We start from the raw sequence: 26,602 nt of genomic DNA on the forward strand, positions 1-26,602 counted from the left end.
AGAGGAAAACACTCCCACCCCCCGCCTCCCCCCCCCCCCCCTCCTCTTAAGATCCCTCCCCCCCCCCCCCCCCCCCCCCCCCCCCCCCTTCCCCCCCCCCCCCCCCCCCCCTCTCCCCCCCCCCCCCCCCCCCCCCCCCCCCCCCCGCGCGCGTAGAGGGTCTTTTTCTCCGTGAGGCGGGACTGGCGCTCAGGCGGGACCCGCCGTCACGCGGGCCGCACCACGCTGTGGATCGGCATGTAGTAGATCGACTCGACGCGGACGTTGGCGCCCGGCTTCGGGGCGTGGATCATCTTGCCGTTGCCGGTGTAGATCCCCACGTGGCTGATGTCGTCGTAGAAGAACACCAGGTCACCCGGCTTGGCGTCGGAGGTCTTCACGGTCGTGCCGACCTTCACCTGGTCCCACGTGGTGCGCGGTAGGGAGATGCCCGCGGCCTTCCACGCGTCCTGGGTGAGCCCGGAGCAGTCGTAGGAGTCGGGGCCGGACGCGCCCCAGACGTACGGCTTGCCGATCTGGGCCTCCGCGAAGTCGATGACCTTCGCGGCCTTGGTGGCGTAGTCGCCGTCCGTGCTCCCGGAGCCGGCGCCCGAGCCCGGGCCCGCGTCGGAACCGGAACCCGAACCGGAGTCCTGGCCGCCGTCCTTCTCCTTGTCGCGCCGGGCCGCCTCCTCCGCCTCGCGCTTGCGCTCGGCCTCCGCGGCCTGCTCGCGGGCCAGCTTCTCGGCCTTGCGCCTGGCCTCCTGCTTCTTCTTGCGCTCGATCTCCGCGAGCCGCGCCTTCTCCTGCGCCGTCAGCTTCGACAGGAGCTCCCGCGCGTCGCCCAGCTTCCGCTGGACGGTCCGCTTGCTCGTCCTGAGGTCGTCCCGGGAGTCCGTCAGGGTCTCGAGGCTCTTCGCGGCCTTCGTGCGCTGCTTGGTCGCCGACGCCTGCTGCGTCTGGTAGTCGTCGACCGCCTTCTTCTGGCGCGTGGTCAGCCGGTCGGCCAGGTGGTTCTGGTCGAAGTAGCCCTGCGGGTCGTTGGCGAGCATCATCGTGGCCGTCTCGGAGACGGCACCGGTGCGGTACTGCGCGGCGGCGAAGGAGCCGAGCTCCTTGCGGGCGTCGTTGAGCTTGTCGGTGCGCTCGGCCACGTCGTCGAGCAGGTGGTCGACCTTCTTGCGCTGCCTGTCGGTGCGCTCCTTGGCCGAGTTGTACTTCTGGGTGGCCACGCCCGCCTGCCGGTAGAGCTCGTCGACCTTCTTCTGGACCTCTTCGAGGCTGGGCCTGGCCGGTGCGGAGGGCGCTGCCTGCGCGCTCTGCGACAGGAGGGCGACGGAGGTGAGGGCGGCCGTCGTGATGCCGAGGGCGGGGGCGGTGCGAAGGCCGGCCGACCGGCTCCGCGGCTTGCGGTGCGACGCCAAGGGAGGCGACTCCTTCCGTAGACCGCCTACCGGGTTAGCTGTCGGGTTCGGGCGGATGATCCGGAAGGTTGCCCTACGGTCCCGTACCGCGTACGGGACCGATTCACCCCAAGGTCTTGGTGGGTCCCCGGCTCCGAGCGGGTCGGACTCGGCGGGGGCGGCCCGGTCCCGGCGGGGTTCGCCGGAGGGGTACGAGCAGCCCGCGCAGCACGCTAGCCAACTCGTGTGGCCCGTGTGAAGGTTGATGCGCGATATGCCCGATACATTTTCGTGATGTTCCGAGGCTCTTGACGCGGACACGGAATCGCGTAGCGGAGTGTGATCGTCCGCGGGCTCGGCGTAGGGGGCGGGCCTTCCGGCGCACGGAATCGCGCACGCGAGACGGCCCGGATCCGCGCGGGGAGCACGGTGTGGCCGGAACCCGCAGCGGGTTGTCAGTGGGGCCGCCTAGACTCGGGAGGCGATGAGCAGCCTCTTTGACGACAGCTTCCTGGCGGACCTGCAGCCTTCCCGGGCCACGGACGAAGCGCCCCCGCCGCCGCCCGAGGACAACACTCCGGAACCCATTCCGGACGACTTGTTCGACGGGAAGTTCGACGCGCCCATGACCCGGGACTCGCACTACCGCGACGGCGCCCCGCGCCCGGTCATCGACCCGGCGGCACTCCTGGACGGGCTGAACGAGAACCAGCGCGCCGCCGTCGTGCACGCCGGCTCCCCGCTGCTCATCGTGGCCGGCGCCGGCTCCGGCAAGACCCGCGTGCTCACCCACCGCATCGCCTACCTCCTCGCCGAGCGCGGTGCGCATCCCGGCCAGATCCTCGCGATCACCTTCACCAACAAGGCCGCGGGCGAGATGAAGGAGCGCGTCGAGCAGCTCGTGGGCCCGCGGGCGAACGCGATGTGGGTGTCGACCTTCCACAGCGCCTGCGTCCGCATCCTCCGCCGTGAGTACAAGAAGCTGGGCTTCACGTCCTCCTTCTCGATCTACGACGCCGCGGACTCCAAGCGCCTGATGGCCCTGGTCTGCCGTGACCTGGACCTCGACCCGAAGAAGTTCCCGCCGAAGTCCTTCAGCGCCAAGATCTCGAACCTGAAGAACGAGCTGATCGACGAGGAGGACTTCGCGGGCCAGGCCGCCGACGGCTTCGAGAAGACCCTCGCCCAGGCCTACGCGATGTACCAGTCCCGCCTCCGCGAGGCGAACGCGCTGGACTTCGACGACCTGATCATGACGACGGTCCACCTGCTGCGCGCCTTCCCGGACGTCGCCGAGCACTACCGCCGCCGCTTCCGGCACGTCATGGTCGACGAGTACCAGGACACCAACCACGCGCAGTACGCGCTGGTGCGCGAGCTGGTCGGCCCCTCCGGAGGGGAGGGCGACGACCCCGCCGAGCTGTGCGTGGTGGGCGACGCGGACCAGTCCATCTACGCCTTCCGCGGCGCCACCATCCGCAACATCCTCCAGTTCGAGGAGGACTACACCGACGCGACGACGATCCTCCTTGAGCAGAACTACCGCTCCACGCAGACGATCCTGACCGCCGCGAACGCGGTCATCGAGCGCAACGAGAGCCGCCGCCCCAAGAACCTGTGGACCAACCAGGGCGAGGGCGCCCGCATCACCGGGTACGTCGCCGACACCGAGCACGACGAGGCTCAGTTCGTCGCCGAAGAGATCGACCGCCTCACCGACGCGGGCGACGCGAAGTCCGGCGACGTGGCGATCTTCTACCGCACGAACGCCCAGTCCCGTGTCTTCGAAGAGATCTTCATCCGCGTCGGCCTGCCCTACAAGGTCGTCGGCGGCGTCCGCTTCTACGAGCGCAAGGAAGTCCGCGACGTCCTCGCGTACCTGCGCGTCCTCGCCAACCCCGAGGACGCCGTCCCGCTGCGCCGGATCCTGAACGTGCCCAAGCGGGGCATCGGCGACCGGGCCGAAGCCATGATCGACGCGCTCTCGCAGCGCGAGAAGATCTCCTTCCCGCAGGCCCTGCGCCGCGTCGACGAGGCCTACGGGATGGCGGCCCGCTCGACCAACGCCGTCCGGCGTTTCAACACGCTCATGGAAGAGCTGCGCACCGTCGTCGAGTCCGGCGCGGGCCCCGCCGTCGTCCTGGAGGCGGTGCTCGAGCGCACCGGCTACCTCGCCGAGCTGCAGGCCTCGACCGACCCGCAGGACGAGACGCGCATCGAGAACCTCCAGGAACTCGCCGCCGTGGCCCTGGAGTTCGAGCAGGAGAACGCCCAGGCGGAGGGCGAGTCGGAGGGGCAGACAGAGGGCGGGGAGGGCGCCGCCCCCGCCGGTACGCTCTCCGACTTCCTGGAGCGCGTCGCCCTGGTCGCCGACTCCGACCAGATCCCCGACGAGGAGGACGACGGCTCCGGAGTCATCACGCTCATGACCCTGCACACCGCCAAGGGCCTCGAATTCCCCGTGGTGTTCCTGACCGGCATGGAGGACGGCGTCTTCCCGCACATGCGCTCCCTCGGGCAGGTCAAGGAGCTGGAGGAGGAGCGTCGCCTCGCGTACGTGGGGATCACCCGCGCGCGTGAACGGCTCTACCTGACGCGCTCCTCGATGCGCAGCGCCTGGGGCCAGCCGTCGTACAACCCGCCCTCGCGCTTCCTGGAGGAGATCCCGGACACGCATCTGGACTGGAAGCGGACCGGCTCGGTCGGCGCGCTCGCCTCGTCGGGTCCTGCCGCGGGGATCGCCTCGTCGCTGTCGTCCTCGCGCTCGCGTTCCGGCGGCGCGCAGGGCTTCGCCACGCGCCGGGCCACGGAGAAGCCGGTGGTCGCGCTCGCCGTCGGCGACCGGGTCACGCACGACCAGTTCGGCCTCGGGACCGTGGTCGGGGTGAAGGGAACGGGTGCGAACGCGGAGGCGACGGTGGACTTCGGCGAGCCCAAGCCGAAGCGCCTGCTGCTGCGGTACGCGCCGGTCGAGAAGCTGTGACGCGGGGGCGTCGGCGCCGGGGGCGCTGACGCCCCGGGCGGCGGCCGGAGTTACGTCGGGTCGAGGTCGTGGCTGCGCAGCCACGGCAGCGGGTCGATCGCCGAGCCGCCGCCGGGCCGCACCTCGAAGTGCAGGTGCGGGCCGGTGGAGTTGCCGGAGTTTCCGGAGAAGGCGATGGGGTCGCCGGCCTTGACGGGACCGCTGGAGACCTTGTGCGTGGAGAGGTGGCAGTACCACGTCTCCGTGCCGTCCTTGGCGGTCACGATCGCCATGTTGCCGTAGGCGCTGTTCCACTTCGTCGACACCGTGCCGTCGGTGGCGGCGAGGACCTCCGTGCCGTACGACACCGGGAAGTCGATGCCGGAGTGCGCGGACATCCAGTTGACGCCGGCCTGGCCGTAGTACGCGCTCAGGCCGTGCTGCTTCACCGGCAGGGAGAACTTGGGGCGCAGTCGCTCCTTGCGGGCGGCCTCGGCGGCCGCCTTCTTCTCCGCGGCCTCCTTCTGGGCCTTGAGGTCGATGCGCTCCTGCGTGCGGCTCGCGCGGTCCGCGAAGTCGCCCGCGTCCGCGGAGAGATTGGCGAGCTGGGTGTCCAGCTTGTTGTTGGCGGCCGAGGGCTGCACGGACGTGGCGTCCGGAGCCGATGCCGTCGTGGTCTTCTCGTCGTCCCCGCCGCCGAAGTCGCCGACGGAGGCCGCGGCCACCCCGGCGACACCCATCACGCAGGCCGAGGGCACCGCGATGGTGAAGAGGGCGGAGCGCTTGGCGGGGGTGCGGCGGCGGGTCCTGGAGCGGCCGCCGCCCGCGGATCCGCCGCTCCTGCCGCGGGACGCCCGGGGAGCGACGCTCGGGGAGTCCGTGGCCGGCTCGGGGTCCGTGTGCTCGTGCGGGGCTTCGTCGCCGTACGGGACGCCGGATTCGGCGTCGGTCTCGTACTGGTCGGAGAGTTGGTGCGCCTCGGGGGCCGCGTGCGCTCCTGGCGCGTCGTCGGCGGAGTTCCACGCCGTGGCGTCGTACGCGCCCGTGTCACCCAAGTCGCCGGTGTCGCCCGCGTGGAAGGCCTGGGTGTCCCACTGGCCGGTCTGCGGTGCCTGGTCCCAGGCGGCGGTGTCCCACTGGCCCGTGGAGTCGGGACCCGGCTGCGACGGGATGTCGGCGAGCTGCTGGTAGCCGCCGGTCGACCACACGTCGTAGCTGCCGCTGTCGTACGTGGCGGCGTAGTACTGCGCGGCGTAGGCGTCGTGGGCGAGGGTCTGCTGGGGGGCCGTGGTGGTCGCCCACTGGCCGGTGTCGTGCTGAGCGCCCGGCATGTCGCCGAAGAGGGGGTCGGCCGCGAAGGTCCCCGTGTCGTAACCGCCGGTGGAGAAGCTCCCGGTGTCGAAACCGGTGGTGTCGAGCCCGGTGGTGTCGAGACCCGGGGTCTCGAAGCTGCCGGTCGCATACGCGTCATAGCCGTAGCCGTTGTGCTGGGCACTGGGGTGGTCGTACGTCGCGTAGTGCGGGTAGTCGGCGCCGGGTGCCGAGAGCGGGGGTGTCGAGCTCCCCGACGGGTGACGGTCGTTCACCAACTTCTCTTTCGCCTCGGCAGCAGGGGCAGAGCAGTGCGGCGACTGTACCCGGCGGTATACGGGCGCGACAATCTTCGGCAGGTTTCGTGGTCTCAGGAAACGGGCATTCGGCCGTCTTTCGGCGGACTGCGGGCAGAGCTTTGGCCTTGCGTTCGACGCTCGTTCGATAGATGTGGGTGCGTCGGGTGGATGTGTGGGGCGGACGAGGGCCGGGTGGGTCCGCTCCGTCGGTGACCGTGGGTCGGTGTCAGGCGACCGTGAGTCCACCCGGTGCGCTCTTCGCGTCGGCTCCCGGATTCGCCAGGTCGAGTGCCTGACGTATGCCGCTCGCGACCGCTGGGTGCACGGGCAGCGCGAGATGGCCGATGCCGGTCACGCGGATGTTCTGCGCGAGCAGGTCGGGGTGGTCCACGCAGGCTGTCTCCAGCGGGTCCATGATCTGGTCCAGGTCGCTCCAGAAAGACACGAACTGCGTGCGGCAGCCGGGGGCCGGTTCCTTCAACTCCTCGATCACGTCGGAGCCGGGACGCATCTGCCGGACGATCGGGTGCGCGTCCGCGAGGCGGGCGACGCGGGTGCCGGAGTGCGGGGTTCCGAGGGTGACGAGGGTGCGTACGCGGGCATCGCCGCCGAGCCGCTGCGTGTAGTAGCGGGCGATCAGGCCGCCGAGACTGTGGCCGACGACGTCCACCCGGGCGTGTCCCGTGCGCTCGCAGATCTCCTCGATGTGGCGGCCGAGCAGTTCGGCGGCGGTGCGGATGTCGCAGGTGAGCGGGGAGTAGTTGAGGGTCTCCACGCGGCGGCCGCCGTGCTGGGTCAGTGCGCGGCGCAGCAGTACGAAGACGGACCGGTTGTCGATGAAGCCGTGCAGGAGCAGGACCGGGGGCCTGCCGTCCGGGGGGAGGCGCGGGGCGCCGGGGGGCGGCTGGACCGGGGCCTGCCTGCGTTCCTGGGTGATGCCCGAGGGGTAGAGGAGGAGGTGGCCCGCGAGGATCGTCAGCTCCAGGGCGGTCGCCTTCAGGAGGGCCACGGAGAGGCCGGCGACCTTGGCGGGCACTGCGGGCAGGGCCGGTAGTGAGGGGAGTGGGGGCAGCGCGGAGAGTGGGGCGAGGCCGAGGATTTTCGGCAGCAGCGAGCTGAGCGGGCGAAAGGGGTGGCCCCCTGTGACCGGCATCGTCGACCTCCCGTGTGGCGCACGGAGGACGGCTCTGTCCCCCGTGTGCCCTAGGGGGAGTCGTGGCCGAGGAGTCGACTGTGCGATGGCGGTCCGGGCCACCCCGAAGGTGACTCCGTGCCCCCGTTGCATCGCCGATGCGCGGTTGTCACCACGCCGCACGGTGGTCCGGCGCGGTGGTCCGGCGATCTCGTTGCGGCTCCCCTCGCGCCGGTCCGGATGCGGAGCGTGAGCCCCTGGGCAACGGATGGGCGCGCAGCGAACGTGTCCCACCGTGTGATTTCCCCCTCGCTCTCCACCGCGAAACTGCCGCTTGCGCGATGCTGAAGATAACGTTCGTTCACTTCCCCGGCCGGTGCGGTGCGGGGTATCGGTACCGGGGACACACTGTTGTGGGTAGTCGTCGGTACGGATATCGGTACATGGAGGCAGTGATGGGTGTGGCAGCCGGGCCGATCCGCGTGGTGGTCGCCAAGCCGGGGCTCGACGGGCACGATCGCGGGGCGAAGGTGATCGCGCGGGCGTTGCGGGACGCGGGTATGGAGGTCATCTACACCGGGCTGCACCAGACGCCCGAGCAGGTGGTGGACACGGCGATCCAGGAGGACGCCGACGCGATCGGGCTCTCCATCCTGTCCGGGGCGCACAACACGTTGTTCGCGCGGGTGTTGGAGCTGCTGAAGGAGCGGGACGCGGAGGACATCAAGGTCTTCGGCGGCGGCATCATTCCTGAGGCGGACATCGCGCCGCTCAAGGAGAAGGGTGTCGCGGAGATCTTCACGCCGGGGGCGACGACTGCGTCCATCGTGGAGTGGGTTCGGGGGAATGTGCGGGAGGTGGCCTGAGGGTTCTGGCCCCTGGGCCCTGAGCGGTTTGGGGTGGGTGGGGTGGAGTGGGGTGGGTGGGGTGTGTTCGTCTTTCGGGTGCGGGTGTGGTGTGGCTGGTCGCGCAGTTCCCCGCGCCCCTGGGGTTCGTCTGTGGGGCGGGGTCGCGGGGGTATGTACGTACTCGCTATCCCTGCGCCGCGCTGCACGAACAAAGACGCCACAGTCCGCTCGGTGCTCCGTGCGCACATACCCCCGCGCCCCCTCCGGCCGGTTAGGTGGGTGCGGCCCGGTGGGGCGTTTACGCGCGGCCCCTTGGGTGCGTACGTGGGTGTCGGCTGGTGGGGCGTTTACGCGCGGTCCCTTGGGTGCGTACGTGGCGATCCCGCGTGTGCTGTGGGGTCAGGTGGGTGGGGTGAGTTCTGTGTGGATCGCTTTGCGTAGGCGGAGTGTGGTGACGAGGCGTTGGAACGCTTCCGACCAGTAGCTGCCCGCTCCGGGGGACGCGTCCTCCGGCTCGTCCTGCAGGGCCGTCAGCGCTTCGAGGCGGACTGCCTCCGCCGGGTCCAGGCAGCGTTCCGCCAGGCCCATCACTCCGCTGAAGCTCCACGGGTAACTGCCCGCGTCCCGTGCGATGTTCAGGGAGTCGACCACCGCGCGGCCCAGGGGCTCGGCCCAGGGGACCGCGCACACGCCGAGCAGTTGGAACGCCTCCGACAGGCCGTGCGCCGCGATGAAACCCGCCACCCAGTCCGCCCGTTCGGGGGCCGGGAGGGAGGCGAGGAGTTTGGCGCGCTCGGCCAGTGACACCGCGCCCGGGCCCGCCGCGTCGGGCGAGGCCGGGGTGCCGAGCAGTGCTCTGGACCAGGCCGCGTCCCGCTGGCGTACGGCCGCGCGGCACCAGGCCGCGTGCAGTTCGCCGCGCCAGTCGTCGGCCACCGGAAGTGCCACGATCTCGTCCGGGGTGCGGTTGCCGAGCCGGGGGCGCCAGGTCGAGAGCGGGGCCGCCTCCACCAACTGGCCGAGCCACCAGGAGCGTTCGCCGCGGCCTGCGGGGGGCTTCGGGGTGACGCCGTCCCGTTCCATGCCCGCGTCGCACTCGTGCGGGGCCTCGACGGTGAGGGTCGGGGTGTCCGAGGTGTGGTCGACGGCCACGCAGGAGGCCGCGCGTGCCGACATGCGGCCCGCCAGGGCCGATGCGGGGAGCGCGGAGAGCAGCTCCGCCGCCGTGGCGCGTACGTTGCGGCTGCGGTCGGTCAGGGCCTGCTCCAGGAACGGCTCGTCCTCGGCGGACAGGCCCGTGCGCAGCGAGTCGAGGAACATCAGGCGGTCCTCCGCCCGTTCCGTCGGCCAGGTGGAGACGAGCAGGTCCCGGGCGGTTCCGGGGTGGTGGGTGCGGAGCGCGGTGAGGAGCGCGACGCGTTCGGCGAAGAGCCCTTCCTCCCAGAGCTGCCGGATCGTGGCGGTGTCGTCGGTGGAGGGGAGGGCCACTCCGCCGCCCGGTGTCGCGCGCAGCGCGAACTTCCAGTCGGGGTTCAGGCGGGCGAGCCACAGGGCCCTCGGGCCCGCGAAGGTGAGGGCCTGAGGGCGCAGGTCCGTGCGGCCGCGTGCCGCGGTCAGGAGCGCGGGGAGCAGTTCCGGCGGTGCGGCGTACCCCCGTGCGTTGGCCAGGGCCAGCCACTGGGGCAGCAACTCCATCAGGTCCGGTGCCGCGCCCCGCCGGCCGCCGCCGGGCCCTGGCTGGTCGGTGAGCAGGGCCGTGAGCCTGCGCCTGGCGGCGGGCGGCACCTGCGGTCGAGGATCGTCCGCCGCCGGCGGGGGAGGGGCGGCGGCCGGGGCCGGGCGCAGGCCTGCCCTGCGGCGCACCGTCTGTATCGCCGCCGCGTCCAGGAGGGCGGCCGGCGCCTCCGTGCCGGGCTTCTGGAGCTCGTCCGGCAGCGCACGGCGGTCGGTGCCCAGCAGGGCCGCGGTGACCAGGTCGTCCCACGCGGGATGGGGGGCGGCCGAGCAGTAGGGGTGTGTGGTGGGCACGTTTGCCTCCCGGCGTGCGTCTGTCAGCACAGCGATACCGTCTCTCCCGAGTCCTTCGGCCAGGCCGCGAGCGGGGTGAAGCCCTGGTGGCCGCACTCCCCGAACACCGTCAGGGGTGCGCCTCCGGAGAGGGCGACCATGCGCCACAGGCCCGGCCGTCCCAGGGCGGACGGAGTCAGGGGAAGGGCCGAGTCGCCTCTCGCGTCGGCCAGTTGCCAGGATCCTTCGTCCTGGGTGGGTATCACGTCGGCGAGCGTCACCGGCCAGGAGTCCAGCCAGGGGTCGTCGCGCAACGCCTCGCCGTACGTGGCCGAGGCCTCGTCCGTCCGTACGCCCGGCGGGCGGTCGGTCGTCGGTGCCGGTGCCGTGAACTGCTCGCCCACCTCCGCGCGCAGCTGTCCCGCTCCCGGGTATCCGGTCACCTCGGCGTCGAGCGCGAGGCCCACCGGCAGCGCCAGCGCGGGTGCGCGGCCCGCCGCCCCGTAGGAGAGGAGGAGCGCGGTGCGGCCGGAGTCCGTGCCGTACAGCCAGATGCGGCGGGTGGTCAGTCTGCTGTCCGCCGTGTCGTACTGCGCGAGGACCAGCCAGCGGTCCCGCACCGGTCTGCCGGCCGGCTGTGCGGGCAGGCCGACACGGGAGCGGACCGTGGCGGCCAGCTCGGGCGGCAGCCGGTCGCGGTGCAGCCAGCCCTGGTCGAGGAGGTGGAGCAGCGCGCACTCCTCCAGGAGGCGGACCGGCCAGCCCGGGCCGGAGGAGGGTATGGATCCCAACTCCCGCACGCGCGCGGCGAGGCCGGGGGCCTGGGCGTCGACCATGCGGGCCGCCGTCTCCTCCCACAGGGCGTACCCCGCCTGCTCGGCCGCCGCCGTGCCGCCGCGGAGCAGGTCGGACAGGCGCTGCTCCAGCTCCGTGACCCCCGCGGTGATCCGCTCGGCGCGCCTCTCCGCCCGCTTACGTGCGGCCTCCGGATCGGCCGAGGCCGCGGGCGCCGCCGCCGAACTCCGCTTCTCCTCCGCCTTTTTGCGGCGCGACTCCAGCCACTCCCCGGCCCAGTCCGGCGGCTCGCCGCCCTCCGGCACGGTGCCGTCCGCGCCCGCCCAGATCAGCAGCAGCCCCAGCGCGTGCTTGCACGGGAACTTGCGGCTCGGGCAACTGCACTTGTACGCCGGGCCCGCCGGGCCCGCGATGTCGACGACCGTCTGGTACGGCCTGCTTCCACTGCCTTTGCACAGCCCCCACACCGTCCCCTCGCCAGAACTGCCCGCCTCCGACCATGGTCCTGCCACGCCGAGTTTGCTTCCCGCCTTGCGTGACGGGGCGTCAGGAGCCAGTGCGAGCACCTGATCCGCCGTCCAGCGCACCCCCTGCTGAGTCATGTCCCGAAGGTAGGTGCCGCCACTGACAATCGGCTCGGCGCCGGGTGTTCGCGCAGGTCAGGGGTGTGCGACGGTCGATTGTCAGTGGCGTGGTGCACGGTGGAGACACATCCGGGCCAGATGCGCCCGGACGAGCTGGAGGGGGATCGCTCCATGACCGTTTCCGTCGACTCGACGACGTCCGCGACCGCGCATGGGCCCACGCCCGCAGCCGGTTCGGGAACGGCTTCCGCGCCCGCTGCCGCAACAGGTTCCGTGCCCGCTTCCACCGGGGGCGAGGAGGCGCTGCGGCCGCACGCCGAGCACGCCTTCGCCGCCGAACTCGCCGCGCTCGCCGCACAGGACGACCGGCCGAGGCCCCGGCGGTGGAACCTCTCTCCGTGGGCCGTCGCGACGTACCTGCTCGGCGGCACGCTGCCCGACGGCACGGTGATCACGCCGAAGTACGTGGGACCGCGCCGCATCGTCGAGGTCGCCGTCACCACACTCGCCACCGACCGCGCCCTACTGCTGCTCGGCGTCCCCGGCACCGCGAAGACCTGGGTGTCCGAGCACCTCGCCGCCGCGGTCAGCGGCGACTCGACGCTGCTGGTGCAGGGCACGGCGGGCACCCCGGAGGAAGCCATCCGGTACGGCTGGAACTACGCGCAGCTGCTCGCACACGGCCCCAGCCGCGACGCGCTCGTGCCCAGCCCCGTCATGCGGGCGATGTCCGACGGCATGACGGCACGCGTCGAGGAACTGACCCGCATCCCCGCCGACGTGCAGGACACGCTGATCACGATCCTGTCGGAGAAGACCCTGCCGATCCCGGAGCTCGGGCAGGAGGTGCAGGCCGTGCGCGGATTCAACCTCATCGCCACGGCCAACGACCGCGACCGCGGCGTCAACGACCTGTCGAGCGCCCTGCGCCGCCGCTTCAACACCGTCGTCCTGCCGCTGCCGGAGAGCGCCGACGCCGAGGTCGACATCGTCTCGCGCCGCGTCGACCAGATGGGCCGCTCGCTCGACCTGCCCACCGGCCCCGAGGGCATCGACGAGATACGCCGTGTCGTCACCGTCTTCCGGGAGCTGCGCGACGGCGTCACCGCGGACGGTCGTACGAAGGTGAAGTCGCCCAGCGGCACTCTGTCCACGGCCGAGGCGATCTCCGTGGTCACCAACGGTCTCGCCCTGGCGGCCCACTTCGGGGACGGCGTCCTGCGCCCCGGCGACGTCGCGGCCGGCATCCTCGGCGCCGTCGTGCGCGATCCGGCGGCGGACCGCGTCATCTGGCAGGAGTACCTGGAGACCGTCGTACGCGAGCGCGACGGCTGGAAGGACTTCTACCGCGCGTGCCGCGAGGTGAGCGCATGACGAGCGGACAGGAACCGCTGCTGCTCGGGGTGCGGCACCACGGTCCCGGTTCCGCGCGCGCGGTGCGGGCCGCGCTCGACGCGGCCCGGCCCGACGTCGTCCTCGTCGAGGGTCCTCCGGAGGCCGACGCCCTGGTGCCGCTCGCCGCCGACGAAGGGATGCGACCGCCGGTCGCGCTGCTCGCGCACGTGGTGGACGAGCCGGGCCGTTCGGCGTTCTGGCCGCTCGCGGAGTTCTCCCCGGAGTGGGTCGCCCTCCGGTGGGCCCTCGGGCAGGGGGTGCCGGTGCGCTTCATCGACCTGCCGGCCGCACACTCGCTCGCCGCGCGCACCGAGGACGAGGGCGAGGGGGAGGAGCAGGACGGCGGGAAGGAGCAGGGGCAGGCCGGGAGCGGGGAGGCCGTGCGCGTCGATCCCATCGGGGTCCTCGCCGAGACCGCGGGGTACGACGACCCCGAGCGCTGGTGGGAGGACGTCGTCGAGCACCGGGGGCCGGACGGCGACGCGTTCGCGCCGTTCGAGGTGCTGGGCGACGCGATGGAAGCGTTGCGCGAGGCCTACGGGGACGGCGGGCACCGCCGCGACCTGGTGCGCGAGGCGTACATGCGGCTCCAGATCCGGGCCGCGCAACGGGAGTTCGGGCACGGTGGGATCGCCGTCGTGTGCGGTGCCTGGCACGTCCCCGCGCTGCGTCGGAAGGCCGCCGTGGCCGCCGACCGGGCGTTGCTCAAGGGGCTGCCCAAGGTGAAGGCCGAGATGACGTGGGTCCCGTGGACGCACCGCAGGCTCTCCCGGGCCGGCGGGTACGGCGCGGGAATCGCCTCCCCCGGCTGGTACGGCCACCTGTTCCACGCCCCCGACCGGCCCGTCGAGCGCTGGATGACGAAGGTCGCGGGGCTGCTGCGCGACGAGGACAGGCTCGTCTCGTCCGCACACGTCATCGAAGCGGTGCGGCTCGCCGGCACGCTGGCCGCGATGCGCGGGCGGCCGCTGGCCGGGCTCACCGAGACGACCGACGCCGTGCGGGCGGTGATGTGCGAGGGCTCCGACGTGCCGCTCGCCCTCGTGCACGACCGGCTCGTCGTCGGGGACGTGCTGGGAGAGGTGCCGGCGGCGGCGCCCGCGGTGCCCCTGCAGCGGGACCTCTCGCGGCTGCAGCGCACCCTGCGGCTCAAACCGGAGGCCGCCGAGCGGCAGTTGGAGCTCGACCTCCGCAAGGACACGGACGCCGCGCGCAGCCGGCTGCTGCACCGGCTGCGACTGCTCGGCATCGGCTGGGGCGAGCAGACGGCGTCCCGGGGGAGCACGGGCACGTTCCGGGAGACCTGGCGGCTGCGGTGGGAGCCGGAGCTCTCCGTACGGGTCGCGGAGGCGGGGGTCTGGGGCACGACGGTGCTGGGCGCGGCCACGGGCAAGGCGTCGTCGGACGCGGTCGGGGCGGTGGTCCTCGCCGACGTCACCGCGCTCGCCGAGCGGTGTCTGCTGGCGGATCTTTCGGGCGCGCTGCCCGTGGTGATGCGGGTGCTGGCGGACCGTGCGGCGCTGGACACGGACGTCGGGCACCTCGCGCAGGCACTGCCCGCGCTGGTGCGCTCCCTGCGGTACGGGGACGTGCGGGGCACGGACACGGCCGCTCTCGGAGAGGTCGCCCAAGGCCTCGCCGAGCGGGTCTTCGTCGGGCTGCCGCCCGCGTGCGCCGGCCTCGACGCGGACGCGGCGGTGGCCATGCGGGGGCATGTGGACGCCGTGCACGCAGCGGTGGGGCTGTTGGGGGAGCTTGCCGCGGACCCCGGGCCTGACCCCGGGCCTGACCCCGTGCCTGACCCCGCGCCTGACCCCGGGCCCGGTTCGGGGGCCGGTTCCGGCGTGGCTGGAACGGCGGGGCGCGGCGCGGACGTGCGGGCGCGGTGGTACGCCGTCCTGCGGGTGCTGGGGCAGCGGGACAGCGTGGCGGGCGTGGTCCGGGGGCGGTGCGTGCGGCTGCTGCTGGACGGCGGGGCGTTGGGGGACGAGGACGTGGCCCGGCTCATGGGGCTCGCGCTCTCCCGGGGGAGCGACCCCGCCGAAGGGGCCGCCTGGATCGAGGGGTTCGTCGGGGGCGGCTCCGGCGGCGGCATGCTGCTCGTGCACGACGCGCGGTTGCTCGGCCTGGTCGACGACTGGCTGAGCGGGGTGTCGGACGACGCCTTCACCGACGTACTGCCGTTGCTGCGGCGCACGTTCTCGGCGTACGAGCCCGGGGTGCGGCGCACGTTGGGCGAGCTGGTGCGGCGCGGGCCGGCGCGGACAGGCGGGCCCGCGGCGGGCGGCGACGGGGGCGGAGTGCCCGGTTTCGCCGGGGAGCTCGACGCCGCGCGCGCGGACGCCGTCGTGCCGATCGTGCTGCTGTTGCTCGGTGCGACGAGCGGGACGGAGGCGCACGCGACAGCGGAAACGCAAGCGGAACGGGGGAGCTGGGAGACGGGAACCAGCACAGGGACAGGAATGACGAGCGGCAACGACCTTGTGGGGGCGGCGGGATGAGTGGGGCGAGGGGTGTTCACGAGGCGTCCGGGGCGTCCGGGGCGGCCGGGGCGGCCGGGGTGGCCGGCGCGGGCAAGGTGACCGGAGCCGTCGATGAGCGGATGCGGCGGTGGCGGCTCGTGCTGGGGGGCGACGGCGCCGACGGGACCGGGTGCGCGCTCACCGGCCGGGACGCGGCGATGGACGGCGCGCTCACCGCGTTGTACGGAGGCGGGGGAGCGAAGGACGGCAGGGAGCGGGACCGTTCGGCGGGGCTGGGTGCGTCGGCGCCGTCCGTGGCCCGCTGGCTCGGCGACATCCGGACGTACTTCCCCTCGTCCGTCGTGCAGGTCATGCAGCGCGACGCCATCGACCGGCTCGGCCTCTCCACACTGCTCCTGGAGCCGGAGATGCTGGAGGCCGTCGACGCGGACGTACACCTGGTGGGCACGTTGCTCTCGCTCAACAAGGCCATGCCGGAGACGACCAAGGAGACCGCGCGGGCCGTCGTGCGCAAGGTCGTCGACGACCTGGAGAAGCGGCTCGCGACCCGGACCCGCTCCACGCTCACCGGAGCGCTCGACCGCAGCGCGCGGATCAGCAGGCCCCGCCACCACGACATCGACTGGAACCGCACGATCGCGGCCAACCTCAAGAACTACCTGCCCGAGTTCCGGACGATCGTCCCGGACCGGCTCATCGGGTACGGGCGGGCGTCCCGGTCGGTGAAGAAGGACGTCATCCTCTGCATCGACCAGTCGGGGTCGATGGCCGCGTCCGTCGTCTACGCCTCGGTGTTCGGGGCGGTGCTCGGTTCCATGCGGTCGCTGAACACGCGGCTCGTCGTCTTCGACACGAACGTCGTCGACCTGACCGACCAGCTCGACGACCCGGTCGACGTCCTCTTCGGCACGCAGCTGGGCGGCGGCACGGACATCAACCGGGCGCTCGCGTACTGCCAGTCGCAGATCACCCGGCCCGCCGACACGGTCGTGGTGCTCATCAGCGACCTCTACGAAGGAGGCATCCGCAACGAGATGCTGAAACGGGTCGCGGCGATGAAGGCGTCCGGGGTGCGGTTCGTGACGCTGCTCGCGCTCTCCGACGAAGGGACGCCCGCGTACGACCGCGACCACGCGGCGGCGCTCACCGCGCTGGACGCGCCGGCCTTCGCCTGCACGCCGGACCTCTTCCCGGAAGTGATGGCCGCGGCGATCGAGCGGCGCCCGCTCCCCATACCGGACACGGCCGCGGGGCACCGGTCCTGAGCCGGGCAGATCCGCACCCATGGACGTGACGCACCTCTCGTCCGGCACCCGATTGCGGGAGCAACGGCGGCAAACCGGCGGCCCCGGCGCCTCAGAGGCCGCCTCCGGTACGGATCGCGATGCCGGAGGTTGCGATCTGTGACGGTCATCACCGCCCAAATGTGATCTGCGATTTAGGGACCTACGTCCCACGGCGATAACCTGCGAGACGGACATGCCGCGTACCGGACTCCGTCCTACGCCTCCCTAGTGACAGCGCAGTCACGTTGCCCTCCGCGGCACGCCCACGCAGACAGCTGACACCAAAGCAGCGAGATCGCAGCGAGATCACGGATAAGGGACGGACGCGCGTGGACCTGTTCGAGTACCAGGCGAGGGACCTCTTCGCCAAGCACGGTGTACCGGTGCTGGCCGGTGAAGTCATCGACACGCCTGAGGCGGCGCGCGAGGCCACCGAGCGACTGGGTGGCAAGTCGGTCGTCAAGGCGCAGGTGAAGGTCGGTGGCCGCGGCAAGGCCGGCGGCGTGAAGCTGGCGGCGACCCCGGACGAGGCCGTCGCTCGCGCGACGGACATCCTCGGCATGGACATCAAGGGCCACACGGTCCACAAGGTGATGATCGCCGAGCTGTCCCCGGAGATCGAGGCGGAGTACTACGTCTCGTACCTCCTCGACCGCACCAACCGCACCTTCCTGGCCATGGCGTCGGTGCAGGGCGGCATGGACATCGAGGAGGTCGCGGAGAAGACCCCCGAGGCCCTCGCGAAGGTCCCGGTCAACGCCGTCGACGGCGTGAACATCGAGAAGGCCCGCGAGATCGTGGCCCAGGCGAAGTTCCCGGCCGACGTGGCCGAGGGTGTCGCCGAGGCCATGGTGACCCTGTGGGACACCTTCGTCGCCGAGGACGCGCTCCTCGTCGAGGTCAACCCGCTGGTGAAGACCAAGGACGGCCGGATCCTGGCCCTGGACGGCAAGGTCTCGCTCGACGAGAACGCCGACTTCCGCCAGGCCGACCACGAGGCGCTCGAGGACAAGGACGCAGCCAACCCGCTCGAGGCTGCTGCCAAGGCCAAGAACCTCAACTACGTCAAGCTGGACGGCGAGGTCGGCATCATCGGCAACGGCGCCGGCCTGGTCATGTCGACCCTGGACGTCGTCGCGTACGCCGGTGAGAACCACGGCGGCGTGAAGCCCGCCAACTTCCTCGACATCGGTGGCGGCGCCTCCGCCGAGGTCATGGCGAACGGCCTGGAGATCATCCTCGGCGACTCGGACGTCAAGTCCGTCTTCGTCAACGTCTTCGGTGGCATCACCGCGTGCGACGAGGTCGCCAACGGCATCGTGCAGGCCCTGGAGCTGCTCGCCTCGAAGGGTGAGAAGGTCGAGAAGCCGCTGGTCGTGCGCCTCGACGGCAACAACGCGGAGCTGGGTCGCAAGATCCTGAGCGACGCCAACCACCCGCTCGTGCAGCGCGTGGACACCATGGACGGCGCGGCCGACAAGGCCGCCGAGCTCGCGGCCGCGAAGTAAGGGACGAGGGACAGAACAGCCATGGCTATCTTCCTCAACAAGGACAGCAAGGTCATCGTCCAGGGCATGACCGGTGCCACGGGCATGAAGCACACCAAGCTCATGCTGGGTGACGGCACCAACATCGTCGGCGGCGTGAACCCGCGCAAGGCCGGCACGTCCGTCGACTTCGACGGCACCGAGGTACCGGTCTTCGGCACCGTCGCCGAGGCGATGGAGAAGACGGGCGCCGACGTCTCCGTGCTCTTCGTGCCGCCGGCCTTCTCCAAGGCCGCCGTCGTCGAGGCGATCGACGCCGAGATCCCCCTCGCCGTCGTCATCACCGAGGGCATCGCCGTCCACGACTCCGCCGCCTTCTGGGCGTACGCGAAGTCGAAGGGCAACAAGACCCGCATCATCGGCCCGAACTGCCCCGGTCTCATCACCCCGGGTCAGTCGAACGCCGGCATCATCCCGGGCGACATCACGAAGCCGGGCCGCATCGGCCTGGTCTCGAAGTCCGGCACGCTGACGTACCAGATGATGTACGAGCTCCGTGACATCGGCTTCTCCTCGGCCGTCGGCATCGGTGGCGACCCGGTCATCGGCACGACGCACATCGACGCCCTCGAGGCGTTCGAGGCCGACCCCGAGACCGACCTGATCGTCATGATCGGCGAGATCGGCGGCGACGCGGAAGAGCGCGCGGCGGACTACATCAAGGCCAACGTGACCAAGCCGGTCGTCGGCTACGTCGCGGGCTTCACCGCGCCCGAGGGCAAGACCATGGGCCACGCCGGCGCCATCGTCTCCGGCTCCTCCGGCACGGCGCAGGCCAAGAAGGAGGCCCTTGAGGCCGCCGGCGTCAAGGTCGGCAAGACGCCGACCGAGACGGCGAAGCTCGCGCGGGCGATCCTCGCGGGCTGACCGAGCCTTGACAGTGGGCCCGCACCTCCTTGGGAGGTGCGGGCCCACTGTTGGTTTCGGCCGCGGCGCCGTGGGTGCTTGGGGGCTTGTCGCGCAGCTCCCCGTGCCCCTGGCGGAGTTCCCCGCGCTTCTGATGCTATTTCAGGTCGGGCTTCAGGCGGTCCGGGCCGGTTGTCAGTTCCTTGCGGAGCTTTTCGCGGAGTTCTGTGTCCTCGTACGAGAGGGGGCCCGGGCCCATGCGGGCGGGTACGCCGCTGATGGCCTTGCCGGGGGCCTGCGGGGGCTCGTAGTGGGTGGGGGCCGTCTTCAGGGTCAGGGCCGTCGCGCCGATGATCAGTGCCGTGAACGCGATCGCCGCCCGGGTCCAGAAGCGGGCGCGGTGCTCGCTGCCCGTGCGGACCCGTTCCGGCCTGGGCAGTTGCAGCTTCTCGGCCTTGCCGACCTCGCCGAGGCGCCGGTGCAGGGCCTCGGGGTCGGCCAGGTCGGGCAGCCGCTCGGCGATCGCCTCGCGCGCGTGCAGCAGGCGGTTCGCGGCGGCGGGCGTGCTCGCCTCCGTCTCCGCGGCGGTCTCGGGCAGGTCGAGGCCGACCCCGTCGTAGAGCATCAGGGTGCGGCGCTGGGCGGGCGGCAGGCTCAGGAGCACGTCGAGGAACGCGCGGTCCGCCGCCTGCGCGGGCGGGGCGTCCGGGTGGCGCTGGCTGGGGCGGAAGCGGTGCCAGGGCGACATCGCGTACTCGTACGCCGCCGCGCGCACCCAGCCCGCGGGGTCGCGGTCGACGGCCACCTCGGGCCAGCGCTGCCACGCCAGCTGGAAGGCGCGCTCCACCGACTCCTGGGCCAGGTCCCGACGGCCCGTGAGCAGATACGTCTGGCGTACGAGGCCGGGCGCGCAGTAGCCGCAGAGGGCGTCGAAGGCCTGGTCGGGGGTGAGGGCGCGGGATCCGGCGGACCCGGGCGCCGCCGCCGCGCGGACCGGGTGCGGGCGGGTGTGGCCGCCCAGCGCGGCCGTGGTCGCCGTCATCGGCAGGGGGGCGTTCGGCTTCGCCGCGCGTTTGGCGGCGGGCTGGGGACGTGTGCGGGACCGGCCGTGGCCGTCCGTGCCCCGCTGCGGCGCATGCGGCGCGGCGTGCGGGGAGCGCCTGTTCGCGACGGCGACCTCCACGAGGCTTTCTCTCGCTGCGGTTTCCCGCACGGCGGATTCCTTCACGTGCGCTCTCTTCGCCGGGGCACCGTTCGCCGAGGCCACCTTCGACGGTGCTCCCTTCTGCGGTGCGGCCTTCTGGGGCGTCGCCGACCGCTCGGCCGCGACGGCGTTCAGGAGCTTGGCGTACGCCTCACGTTTGCGCCCGCGCGGGCTGGTGCGGCCGAGCTCCCAGGAGCGGACCGTTTCGCGGGTGACACCGACCTTCGCCGCGATGTCGGCCTGGCTCAGCGACTTCGCCTCGCGCAGCCTGCGGCGTTCCTTCGGGGACGGCAGAGGCGGGGCAGGGCTCTGGGGCATGTCGGACTCTCCGCACCGTGGGCCGACGTGCGGCGGGAGGCCGGGCGCAGCCGATCCGCCGTACGAAAAAGTACATAAACGTATCTTGGGCGACACATCCGATATTCGCCTGTTACGGGAAGAAAGCGCGTGTCGTTGGGAGCATGGCCGCGTGACCCAGACGACCGATCACTACGCCTCGTCGCCGCCCGTGGAGCCGTCGCGCGAACGGGCCCGCGGCCGCTCGCCCGGACTGGCCACCTGTGTGCTGGGCGGGGCCGTCGCCGCCGGCCTGGGCCTCGGCTCGTTCGCCGTACTGGTCATGGTGCTGTGGATCAGTTCGCCGTACCCGGACAGCGGGCCCGACGGCGCGCTGCACGTCGCGGCGGGGCTGTGGCTGCTGGCGCACGGCACCGAGCTGATCAGGACGGACACGCTCTCGGGAGCGCCCTCACCGGTCGGCATGACACCGCTGCTGCTCGCGGCCCTGCCGGCCTGGCTGCTGCACCGGGCGGCGCGGGACGCGGCGGCCCCCGAGGGGCGTGGGCACGCGGTGCGCACGGCCTGGTCCGGGGTCGTGGCCGGCTATCTGCTGGTCGGTACCGCCGCCACGGCGTACGCGGCGGGCGGTGAGCTGCGGCCCGACTGGCTCGGCGCGGTCGTGCACGTGCCCCTGCTCGCGGTGGGCGCGGCCGGGTTCGGCGTGTGGACGGCGCACGGCCGCCCGCGCGGACCGCTTCCCCTGCACCTGCTCCCGCTGTTCCTGCGCCGTTCGCTGGCGACGCTCCCCGCCGGTGCGCGCGCCATTCTCGTACGGGGCTTCCTCGCACGGCACCGTACGGCGGCCGTCGTGCGGGCCGGGGCGGCCGGCTCGGTGGTGCTCGTCGGCGCCGGTGCGCTGCTGGTCGCGGTGTCGCTCGTCCTGCACGCGGGACCGGTGCAGACGTCGTTCACGCAGGTCACGGACGTGTGGTCGGGGCGCCTCGCGGTGCTGCTGCTGTCGCTGGCACTGGTGCCGAACGCGGCGGTGTGGGGCGCGGCCTACGGTCTCGGCCCCGGCTTCGCACTCGGCACGGGAACTGTCGCCGGTCCGCTCTTCGCGGGGTCGGCGCCGCTGCTGCCGCCCTTCCCGCTGCTCTCCGCGGTGCCGTCCGAAGGGCCCGGGACGCCTCTGACCTGGTCGGTCGCCGCGGTGCCCGTGGCGGCGGGGCTCACGGTGGCGTGGTGCGCGGTGCGGGCTGCCGCGCCCGCCTTCGGGGAACGGGACGAGGCGTGGTCGCCGGGCCGGACGGCCGCGGGGGTACTCGGGGCGGCCGCGGTGTGCGGGGTGATCCTCGCGGGACTCGCGGCGCTGGCGGGCGGGCCCATGGGGGTGGCGGTGCTCACCGAGTTCGGGCCGGTGTGGTGGCAGGCCGGGGCGGCGGCGTCGGCCTGGACGGCGGTGGTCGGGGTGCCCGCGGCGCTCGGCCTGCGGGCGTGGCGGCTGCGGGTGCCGTCCGGCGGCGGGCGGCGACCCTGGCTGCCGCGGCTCGCGCTCCCCTCACTGCGGGTGCCGCGGCCCCGGATGCCACAGGCCGGGCGGCTGCGGCGGGCGCTGCCGTGGCCGGGGCGGCAGGGGGCCGAGGAGGGCGTGCCCACGGACGGCGCACGCCGGGACGAGGGGCGGACGGACGGAGCGGAGGCATCTGGGTCCCCGGGAGCCTCAGGGTCCTCTAGGGCTCCCAGGTTCTCCGGATCCCCAGGATCCCCAGGATCCCCAGGATCCCCCGGGCCCTCCCGATCCCCCGGGCCCTCCGGACCACGAGATGCTCCGGCAGTGCCGGAAGTCCCGGAATCAACAGACGCCCCAGACGCCCCAGACGCCCCAGACGCCCCAGAACCGCCCCCCTTCGAGCCGTACGACTTCCTGCCGGCGGGGCGGCGGCCCACCCCGCCCCCGTCCCCGACCCCCTGGCACGACGAAGCCGCCCGCGAGGCCCGCTGGGAAGCGTTGAGGAAGGCGGGGGAGCGGCCCTCCCAGGAGTGGCCCGCACCGCAGGCACCGCCCCACCGAAAGGACCCGTCCGCCCCGCGGCGCGGAGTGGACGGGTCCGAGGACGGAGAGGCGGGCGGAGCCTAGTCCTGCTCGCCGAGGAGCGGCCTCAGCTGCTTGGGCAGCAGGTCTTCACAGGACTGCTTCGAGGTGTGGGTGAGCGCGTCGTCCACGCACGTGTAGTAGTCGCGGTAGACCAGCTGGGCCGTGAACGTCGCCGCGACCATGACCAGCGCGAGCCCGCCCGTGACCAGACCGCTGATCGCGGCCGTCGTCTGCGGCTTCGTGGACGTCGGCTCGGCCTGAGGCTGCCGGCCCGGGGAGCCGGGGGCGCCCGGAGCCGCCGGGGTCCCCGTGGTGACCGCGGTGGCCGGGGCGGACGCGGCGCCCGCCGGCGCCGTCGGGTCCGGCGTGCGCTGCTTGGCGCGCAGCGACTGGATCGCCCACATCACCGCGAGCGCGCCGAGCAGCAGCGCCACGTAGCGCCAGCCGAACAGGGCGAAGAAGAAGGCCCACATGCCGGAGAGCAGGGCGTAGCGCGCGCGGCGCTGGGCCGGATCCGTGGGGTCCCAGCGCATGCCGCCCCCGCCGCCCGGGCCCGAGGAGGGGCCTTCCTTGTCGGGACCGTTCTGCTGGCCGGGGCGCTCGCCGAAGCCGCCCTGGGAGCGTCCCGGCTGCTGGTCGCTCCACTGACTGCCCCAGGGCGAGTGGCTCCCGCCGGAGTTCTCGCCGTCGGGGGCGGAGTCGCCCGAGGGGCGGCGCGGCTGCCACGGCCGGTCCGGTGTCCCCTCCGGCGGCGGCGCGAAGGGGTTGTCGTCGTCCTTGCCCGTTCCCTGGGCGCCCGAGCCCCGGGACTCCGGTCCCTGGGATTCCGGGTCCTGCGGCGGAGACGAAGGGCGGCTACGGTCCGGCATCAGGTGTGCGTCTTCCCCTTGGTAGGGCCGTGGAGGAGCCGTGGTGCGGCTCGCCAACGCGGCGTGCTTCGGAAATCAGGGCGCTTTCCTCACAGACGCTACCTTCCGGTCGCGCCCCCGTCCCGTGAGGGGCGGTTCCGTGTGCCGGTATCGTTGCTCGCGGTCGGCCGCTTCGTAGGGTTCCCCGTATCGCGGGGCTCGAAGCCTTCGTACGACCGTACAAAGACGCACCTTCCGAGAAAGGGCCCCGCTGTGGCCGAGAGCGCTGTGGTCGCGCGCCCCAAGCGAGTCGTCGTGCTGGTCTCCGGGTCGGGCACGAACCTCCAGGCCCTGATCGACACCATCGATCGTGAGGGGCCGGCGGGCTACGGGGCGGAGATCGTCGCGGTCGGCGCCGACCGCGACGGCATCGCGGGACTTGAGCGCGCCGGGCGCGCCGGGCTGCCGACCTTCGTCTGCCGCGTGAAGGACCACGCGACCCGCGACGAGTGGGACGCGGCCCTGGCCGCGGCGACCGCCGCGCACGGACCCGACCTGGTCGTCTCGGCCGGGTTCATGAAGATCGTGGGGAAGGAGTTCCTCGCGCACTTCGGCGGGCGGTTCGTGAACACGCACCCCGCGCTGCTGCCCAGTTTTCCGGGGGCCCACGGTGCGCGCGACGCGCTCGCGTACGGCGTGAAGGTCTCCGGCTGCACCGTCCACTTCGTCGACGACGGCGTCGACACCGGCCCGATCATCGCCCAGGGCGTGGTCGAGGTCCGGGACGAGGACGACGAGAGCGCTCTGCACGAGCGCATCAAGGACGTCGAGCGCACGCTGCTCGTCGATGTCGTGGGGCGTCTGGCCCGGCACGGCTACCGCATTGAGGGACGAAAGGTTCTTATCCCGTGACCGCCGAAGCTACGAACGCGAACGCCGCGCAGCGCCCCGTCAAGCGCGCGCTCGTCAGCGTCTACGACAAGACCGGCCTGGAAGAGCTCGCGCGCGGGCTGCACGAGGCGGGCGTCGAGCTCGTCTCGACCGGCTCGACCGCGGCGAAGATCGCCGCCGCCGGGGTGCCCGTCACCAAGGTCGAGGAGCTCACCGGCTTCCCCGAGTGCCTGGACGGCCGGGTCAAGACCCTCCACCCGAAGGTCCACGCGGGCATCCTCGCCGACCTGCGCCTGGAGGACCACCGGCGCCAGCTCGACGAGCTGGGCGTGGAGCCCTTCCAGCTCGTCGTGGTGAACCTGTACCCCTTCAAGGAGACCGTCGCCTCGGGCGCCACCCCCGACGAGTGCGTCGAGCAGATCGACATCGGCGGTCCCTCCATGGTCCGCGCCGCCGCCAAGAACCACCCCTCGGTCGCCGTCGTCACCGACCCGAAGCGGTACGCGGACGTGCTCGCGGCCGTCAAGGAGGGCGGCTTCGACCTGACCGCGCGCAAGCGGCTCGCGGGAGAAGCGTTCCGGCACACGGCCGCGTACGACGTGGCGGTGGCGAGCTGGTTCGCCGACGGGTACGCCGCTGCCGACGAGTCGGGCTTCCCCGAGTTCATCGGGTCGACGTACGAGCGCGCGAACGTGCTCCGCTACGGCGAGAACCCGCACCAGGGCGCGGCCCTCTACGTCGACGGCACGGGCGGTCTCGCCGAGGCCGAGCAGCTGCACGGCAAGGAGATGTCGTACAACAACTTCACGGACACGGACGCCGCGCGCCGTGCCGCGTACGACCACGACGAGCCCTGCGTCGCGATCATCAAGCACGCCAACCCGTGCGGCATCGCCATCGGCGGGAACGTCGCCGAGGCGCACCGCAAGGCGCACGCCTGCGACCCGCTCTCCGCGTTCGGCGGCGTCATCGCCGTGAACCGCCCGGTCTCCAAGGAGATGGCGGAGCAGGTCGCCGACATCTTCACCGAGGTCATCGTCGCGCCCGAGTACGAGGACGGCGCCCTCGATGTCCTCACCAAGAAGAAGAACATCCGCGTGCTGCGCGCCCACGAGGCCCCGTCCAGCACGGTCGAGGTCAAGCAGATCGACGGCGGCGCGCTGCTCCAGGTCACCGACCGGCTGCAGGCCGACGGCGACAACCCCGCCAACTGGACGCTCGCCACGGGCGACGCGCTCAACGCGGGCGAGCTCGCCGAGCTCGCGTTCGCCTGGAAGGCGTCCCGCGCGGTGAAGTCCAACGCGATCCTGCTCGCCAAGGACGGCGCCTCGGTCGGCGTCGGCATGGGCCAGGTCAACCGCGTCGACTCCGCGAAGCTCGCGGTCGAGCGGGCGGGCGAGGAGCGGGCGCGCGGCTCCTACGCCGCCTCCGACGCGTTCTTCCCCTTCCCCGACGGCCTGGAGATCCTGACCGCCGCGGGCGTCAAGGCCGTGGTGCAGCCCGGTGGTTCGGTCCGTGACGAGCTCGTCGTCGAGGCCGCGAAGAAGGCGGGCGTGACGATGTACTTCACCGGGACGCGGCACTTCTTCCACTGAGCCGCGCGCCCCTGCGGGCGCCGAGACGTACGCGAAAGGGCCGCACCCTCCTGTCCCAGGAGCGGTGCGGCCCTTTCGCGCGTCGAACCCGCTCAGTAGCGCGGGCGGTTGAACCAGGCGGTGCCGCTGGGGACGACGGGGGCCACCGTGATGATGACGGCGAAGACGACCCAGATGAGCGGGAAGATGATCGCGCTGGCGAAGCCCGTGTCCATGCCGACGAAGAGGTAGATCAGACCGATCACGCCACCGAGCGCGCCGTACACCACCGTGGTGATCCGGACGCCCTGGCCGCCGCGGCTGAACTTGACGCCGAGCGTGATGGACAGGGTGGCCAGGGCCGCGGCGATCAGCGCGAGAACGACGAAGACTCCGGTGGCCGCGTCGCCGAAGTCGCCGTCGCTGAAGCCGAGGTCCTCCGCGCTGTCCGAGACGTCGTTGGCGACGGCGGCGACGTAGAGGAAGCCGATCGCCATGAGTATCTGCACGGCCGAGATCAGGAACAGGAAGACGCGTGCGGTGACCAGGAGCCCCGGCATCGACTGCTGCATCATGTTGCCGCCCGGGTAGCCGGGGTAGGCCGGCTGCTGCGGGTAGCCGTAGGGCTGCTGCGGCGGGACGCCGGGAGGGCCCTGCTGGGGGTAGCCGTACCCGGGAGCGGCCGGGGGCTGCTGGGGCGGCTGCCCGTAGGGGTTGTTCGGGTCGCCGTAACTCATGGCGGTCTTCCTCCGTCGGGTGGTGCGGGGACGACGCGGCACACCACGGAGGAAAGGTTCTACAGATGCGGTCCGTCCCCCCGACACTGCCCGCGGC

General features: G+C 72.6%; 18 protein-coding genes and 1 riboswitch. Of the genes, 10 read left to right on the plus strand and 8 right to left on the minus strand.

Features of this window, described 5'->3' with window-relative positions; genetic code table 11:
* Positions 1 to 206: 206 nt before the first annotated feature.
* Entirely contained in the window at positions 207 to 1,403 is a 1,197-nt protein-coding gene (locus tag ACZ592_RS05960; protein ID WP_471580264.1) for a C40 family peptidase, read from the minus strand.
* A gap of 8 nt (positions 1,404 to 1,411) precedes the next feature.
* Positions 1,412 to 1,567, minus strand: a riboswitch (cyclic di-AMP (ydaO/yuaA leader).
* Between the two features lie 299 nt (positions 1,568 to 1,866).
* Here ACZ592_RS05960 and pcrA point away from each other — a divergent pair.
* Positions 1,867 to 4,365 carry a DNA helicase PcrA gene (pcrA, locus tag ACZ592_RS05965; RefSeq protein WP_471580265.1) on the plus strand — a complete coding sequence of 833 codons (2,499 nt, stop codon included), beginning with the start codon at positions 1,867 to 1,869 and terminating at the stop codon, positions 4,363 to 4,365.
* 50 nt (positions 4,366 to 4,415) lie between these two features.
* On the opposite strand, the gene ACZ592_RS05970 is transcribed toward pcrA, so the two are convergent.
* Together ACZ592_RS05970 and ACZ592_RS05975 are read right to left on the minus strand one after the other, a co-directional pair.
* Complete coding sequence (locus ACZ592_RS05970; protein ID WP_471580266.1) at positions 4,416 to 5,930, minus strand: M23 family metallopeptidase; 1,515 nt, start codon at positions 5,928 to 5,930, stop codon at positions 4,416 to 4,418.
* A 250-nt stretch (positions 5,931 to 6,180) separates the two neighbouring features.
* The gene (locus ACZ592_RS05975) at positions 6,181 to 7,107 is read right to left on the minus strand and encodes an esterase/lipase family protein (protein ID WP_471580267.1); all 927 of its coding nucleotides are present in this window, start codon (positions 7,105 to 7,107) and stop codon (positions 6,181 to 6,183) included.
* Positions 7,108 to 7,541: 434 nt separating this feature from the next.
* Between ACZ592_RS05975 and ACZ592_RS05980 the strand changes: the two genes are divergently transcribed.
* Positions 7,542 to 7,952: a cobalamin B12-binding domain-containing protein gene (locus ACZ592_RS05980; protein ID WP_471580268.1), complete on the plus strand. Its 411-nt coding sequence runs from the start codon at positions 7,542 to 7,544 to the stop codon at positions 7,950 to 7,952.
* A gap of 381 nt (positions 7,953 to 8,333) precedes the next feature.
* On the opposite strand, the gene ACZ592_RS05985 is transcribed toward ACZ592_RS05980, so the two are convergent.
* Together ACZ592_RS05985 and ACZ592_RS05990 are read right to left on the minus strand one after the other, a co-directional pair.
* A complete protein-coding gene (locus ACZ592_RS05985) occupies positions 8,334 to 9,962 on the minus strand; it encodes a DUF5691 domain-containing protein (RefSeq protein ID WP_471580269.1) in 1,629 nt (542 codons plus the stop codon).
* 23 nt (positions 9,963 to 9,985) lie between these two features.
* The gene (locus ACZ592_RS05990; protein ID WP_471580270.1) at positions 9,986 to 11,338 is read right to left on the minus strand and encodes an SWIM zinc finger family protein; all 1,353 of its coding nucleotides are present in this window, start codon (positions 11,336 to 11,338) and stop codon (positions 9,986 to 9,988) included.
* 153 nt (positions 11,339 to 11,491) lie between these two features.
* Between ACZ592_RS05990 and ACZ592_RS05995 the strand changes: the two genes are divergently transcribed.
* The 5 genes from ACZ592_RS05995 (at position 11,492) to sucD (ending at position 18,898) form a co-directional block, all read left to right on the plus strand.
* Positions 11,492 to 12,694: an ATP-binding protein gene (locus ACZ592_RS05995; RefSeq protein ID WP_471580271.1), complete on the plus strand. Its 1,203-nt coding sequence runs from the start codon at positions 11,492 to 11,494 to the stop codon at positions 12,692 to 12,694.
* Positions 12,691 to 15,216, plus strand: a complete 2,526-nt coding sequence (locus ACZ592_RS06000; protein ID WP_471580272.1) for a DUF5682 family protein — start codon at positions 12,691 to 12,693, stop codon at positions 15,214 to 15,216. The genes ACZ592_RS05995 and ACZ592_RS06000 overlap by 4 nt, the downstream gene beginning before the upstream one ends.
* Before the next feature lie 101 nt (positions 15,217 to 15,317).
* Complete coding sequence (locus ACZ592_RS06005) at positions 15,318 to 16,463, plus strand: vWA domain-containing protein (RefSeq protein WP_471580722.1); 1,146 nt, start codon at positions 15,318 to 15,320, stop codon at positions 16,461 to 16,463.
* Positions 16,464 to 16,813: 350 nt separating this feature from the next.
* On the plus strand, positions 16,814 to 17,992 hold the full coding sequence (gene sucC, locus ACZ592_RS06010; protein WP_471580273.1) for an ADP-forming succinate--CoA ligase subunit beta: 1,179 nt from the start codon (positions 16,814 to 16,816) through the stop codon (positions 17,990 to 17,992).
* A 21-nt stretch (positions 17,993 to 18,013) separates the two neighbouring features.
* Positions 18,014 to 18,898 carry a succinate--CoA ligase subunit alpha gene (gene sucD / locus ACZ592_RS06015; RefSeq protein WP_471580274.1) on the plus strand — a complete coding sequence of 295 codons (885 nt, stop codon included), beginning with the start codon at positions 18,014 to 18,016 and terminating at the stop codon, positions 18,896 to 18,898.
* A 136-nt stretch (positions 18,899 to 19,034) separates the two neighbouring features.
* On the opposite strand, the gene ACZ592_RS06020 is transcribed toward sucD, so the two are convergent.
* Positions 19,035 to 20,399, minus strand: a complete 1,365-nt coding sequence (locus ACZ592_RS06020; protein WP_471580275.1) for a helix-turn-helix domain-containing protein — start codon at positions 20,397 to 20,399, stop codon at positions 19,035 to 19,037.
* Positions 20,400 to 20,550: 151 nt separating this feature from the next.
* On the opposite strand from ACZ592_RS06020, the gene ACZ592_RS06025 reads away from it, so the two are divergent.
* Positions 20,551 to 22,497: a cell division protein PerM gene (locus ACZ592_RS06025; protein ID WP_471580276.1), complete on the plus strand. Its 1,947-nt coding sequence runs from the start codon at positions 20,551 to 20,553 to the stop codon at positions 22,495 to 22,497.
* On the opposite strand, the gene ACZ592_RS06030 is transcribed toward ACZ592_RS06025, so the two are convergent.
* Positions 22,494 to 23,324, minus strand: coding sequence for a hypothetical protein (locus tag ACZ592_RS06030; protein WP_471580277.1), 831 nt, complete (start codon positions 23,322 to 23,324; stop codon positions 22,494 to 22,496). The two genes, ACZ592_RS06025 and ACZ592_RS06030, sit on opposite strands and share 4 nt — an antisense overlap.
* Positions 23,325 to 23,576: 252 nt before the next feature.
* On the opposite strand from ACZ592_RS06030, the gene purN reads away from it, so the two are divergent.
* Together purN and purH are read left to right on the plus strand one after the other, a co-directional pair.
* Positions 23,577 to 24,215: a phosphoribosylglycinamide formyltransferase gene (gene purN, locus ACZ592_RS06035; RefSeq protein ID WP_471580278.1), complete on the plus strand. Its 639-nt coding sequence runs from the start codon at positions 23,577 to 23,579 to the stop codon at positions 24,213 to 24,215.
* On the plus strand, positions 24,212 to 25,789 hold the full coding sequence (gene purH / locus ACZ592_RS06040) for a bifunctional phosphoribosylaminoimidazolecarboxamide formyltransferase/IMP cyclohydrolase (protein ID WP_471580279.1): 1,578 nt from the start codon (positions 24,212 to 24,214) through the stop codon (positions 25,787 to 25,789). The genes purN and purH overlap by 4 nt, the downstream gene beginning before the upstream one ends.
* 92 nt (positions 25,790 to 25,881) lie before the next feature.
* Here the strand turns inward: purH and ACZ592_RS06045 are convergent, their stop codons facing one another.
* Positions 25,882 to 26,505 (minus strand): hypothetical protein, encoded by a 624-nt coding sequence (locus tag ACZ592_RS06045; protein ID WP_471580280.1) that lies wholly within the window; start codon positions 26,503 to 26,505, stop codon positions 25,882 to 25,884.
* Between the last annotated feature and the right edge of the window lie 97 nt (positions 26,506 to 26,602).

The organism is Streptomyces sp. NPDC040622 (assembly GCF_055593965.1).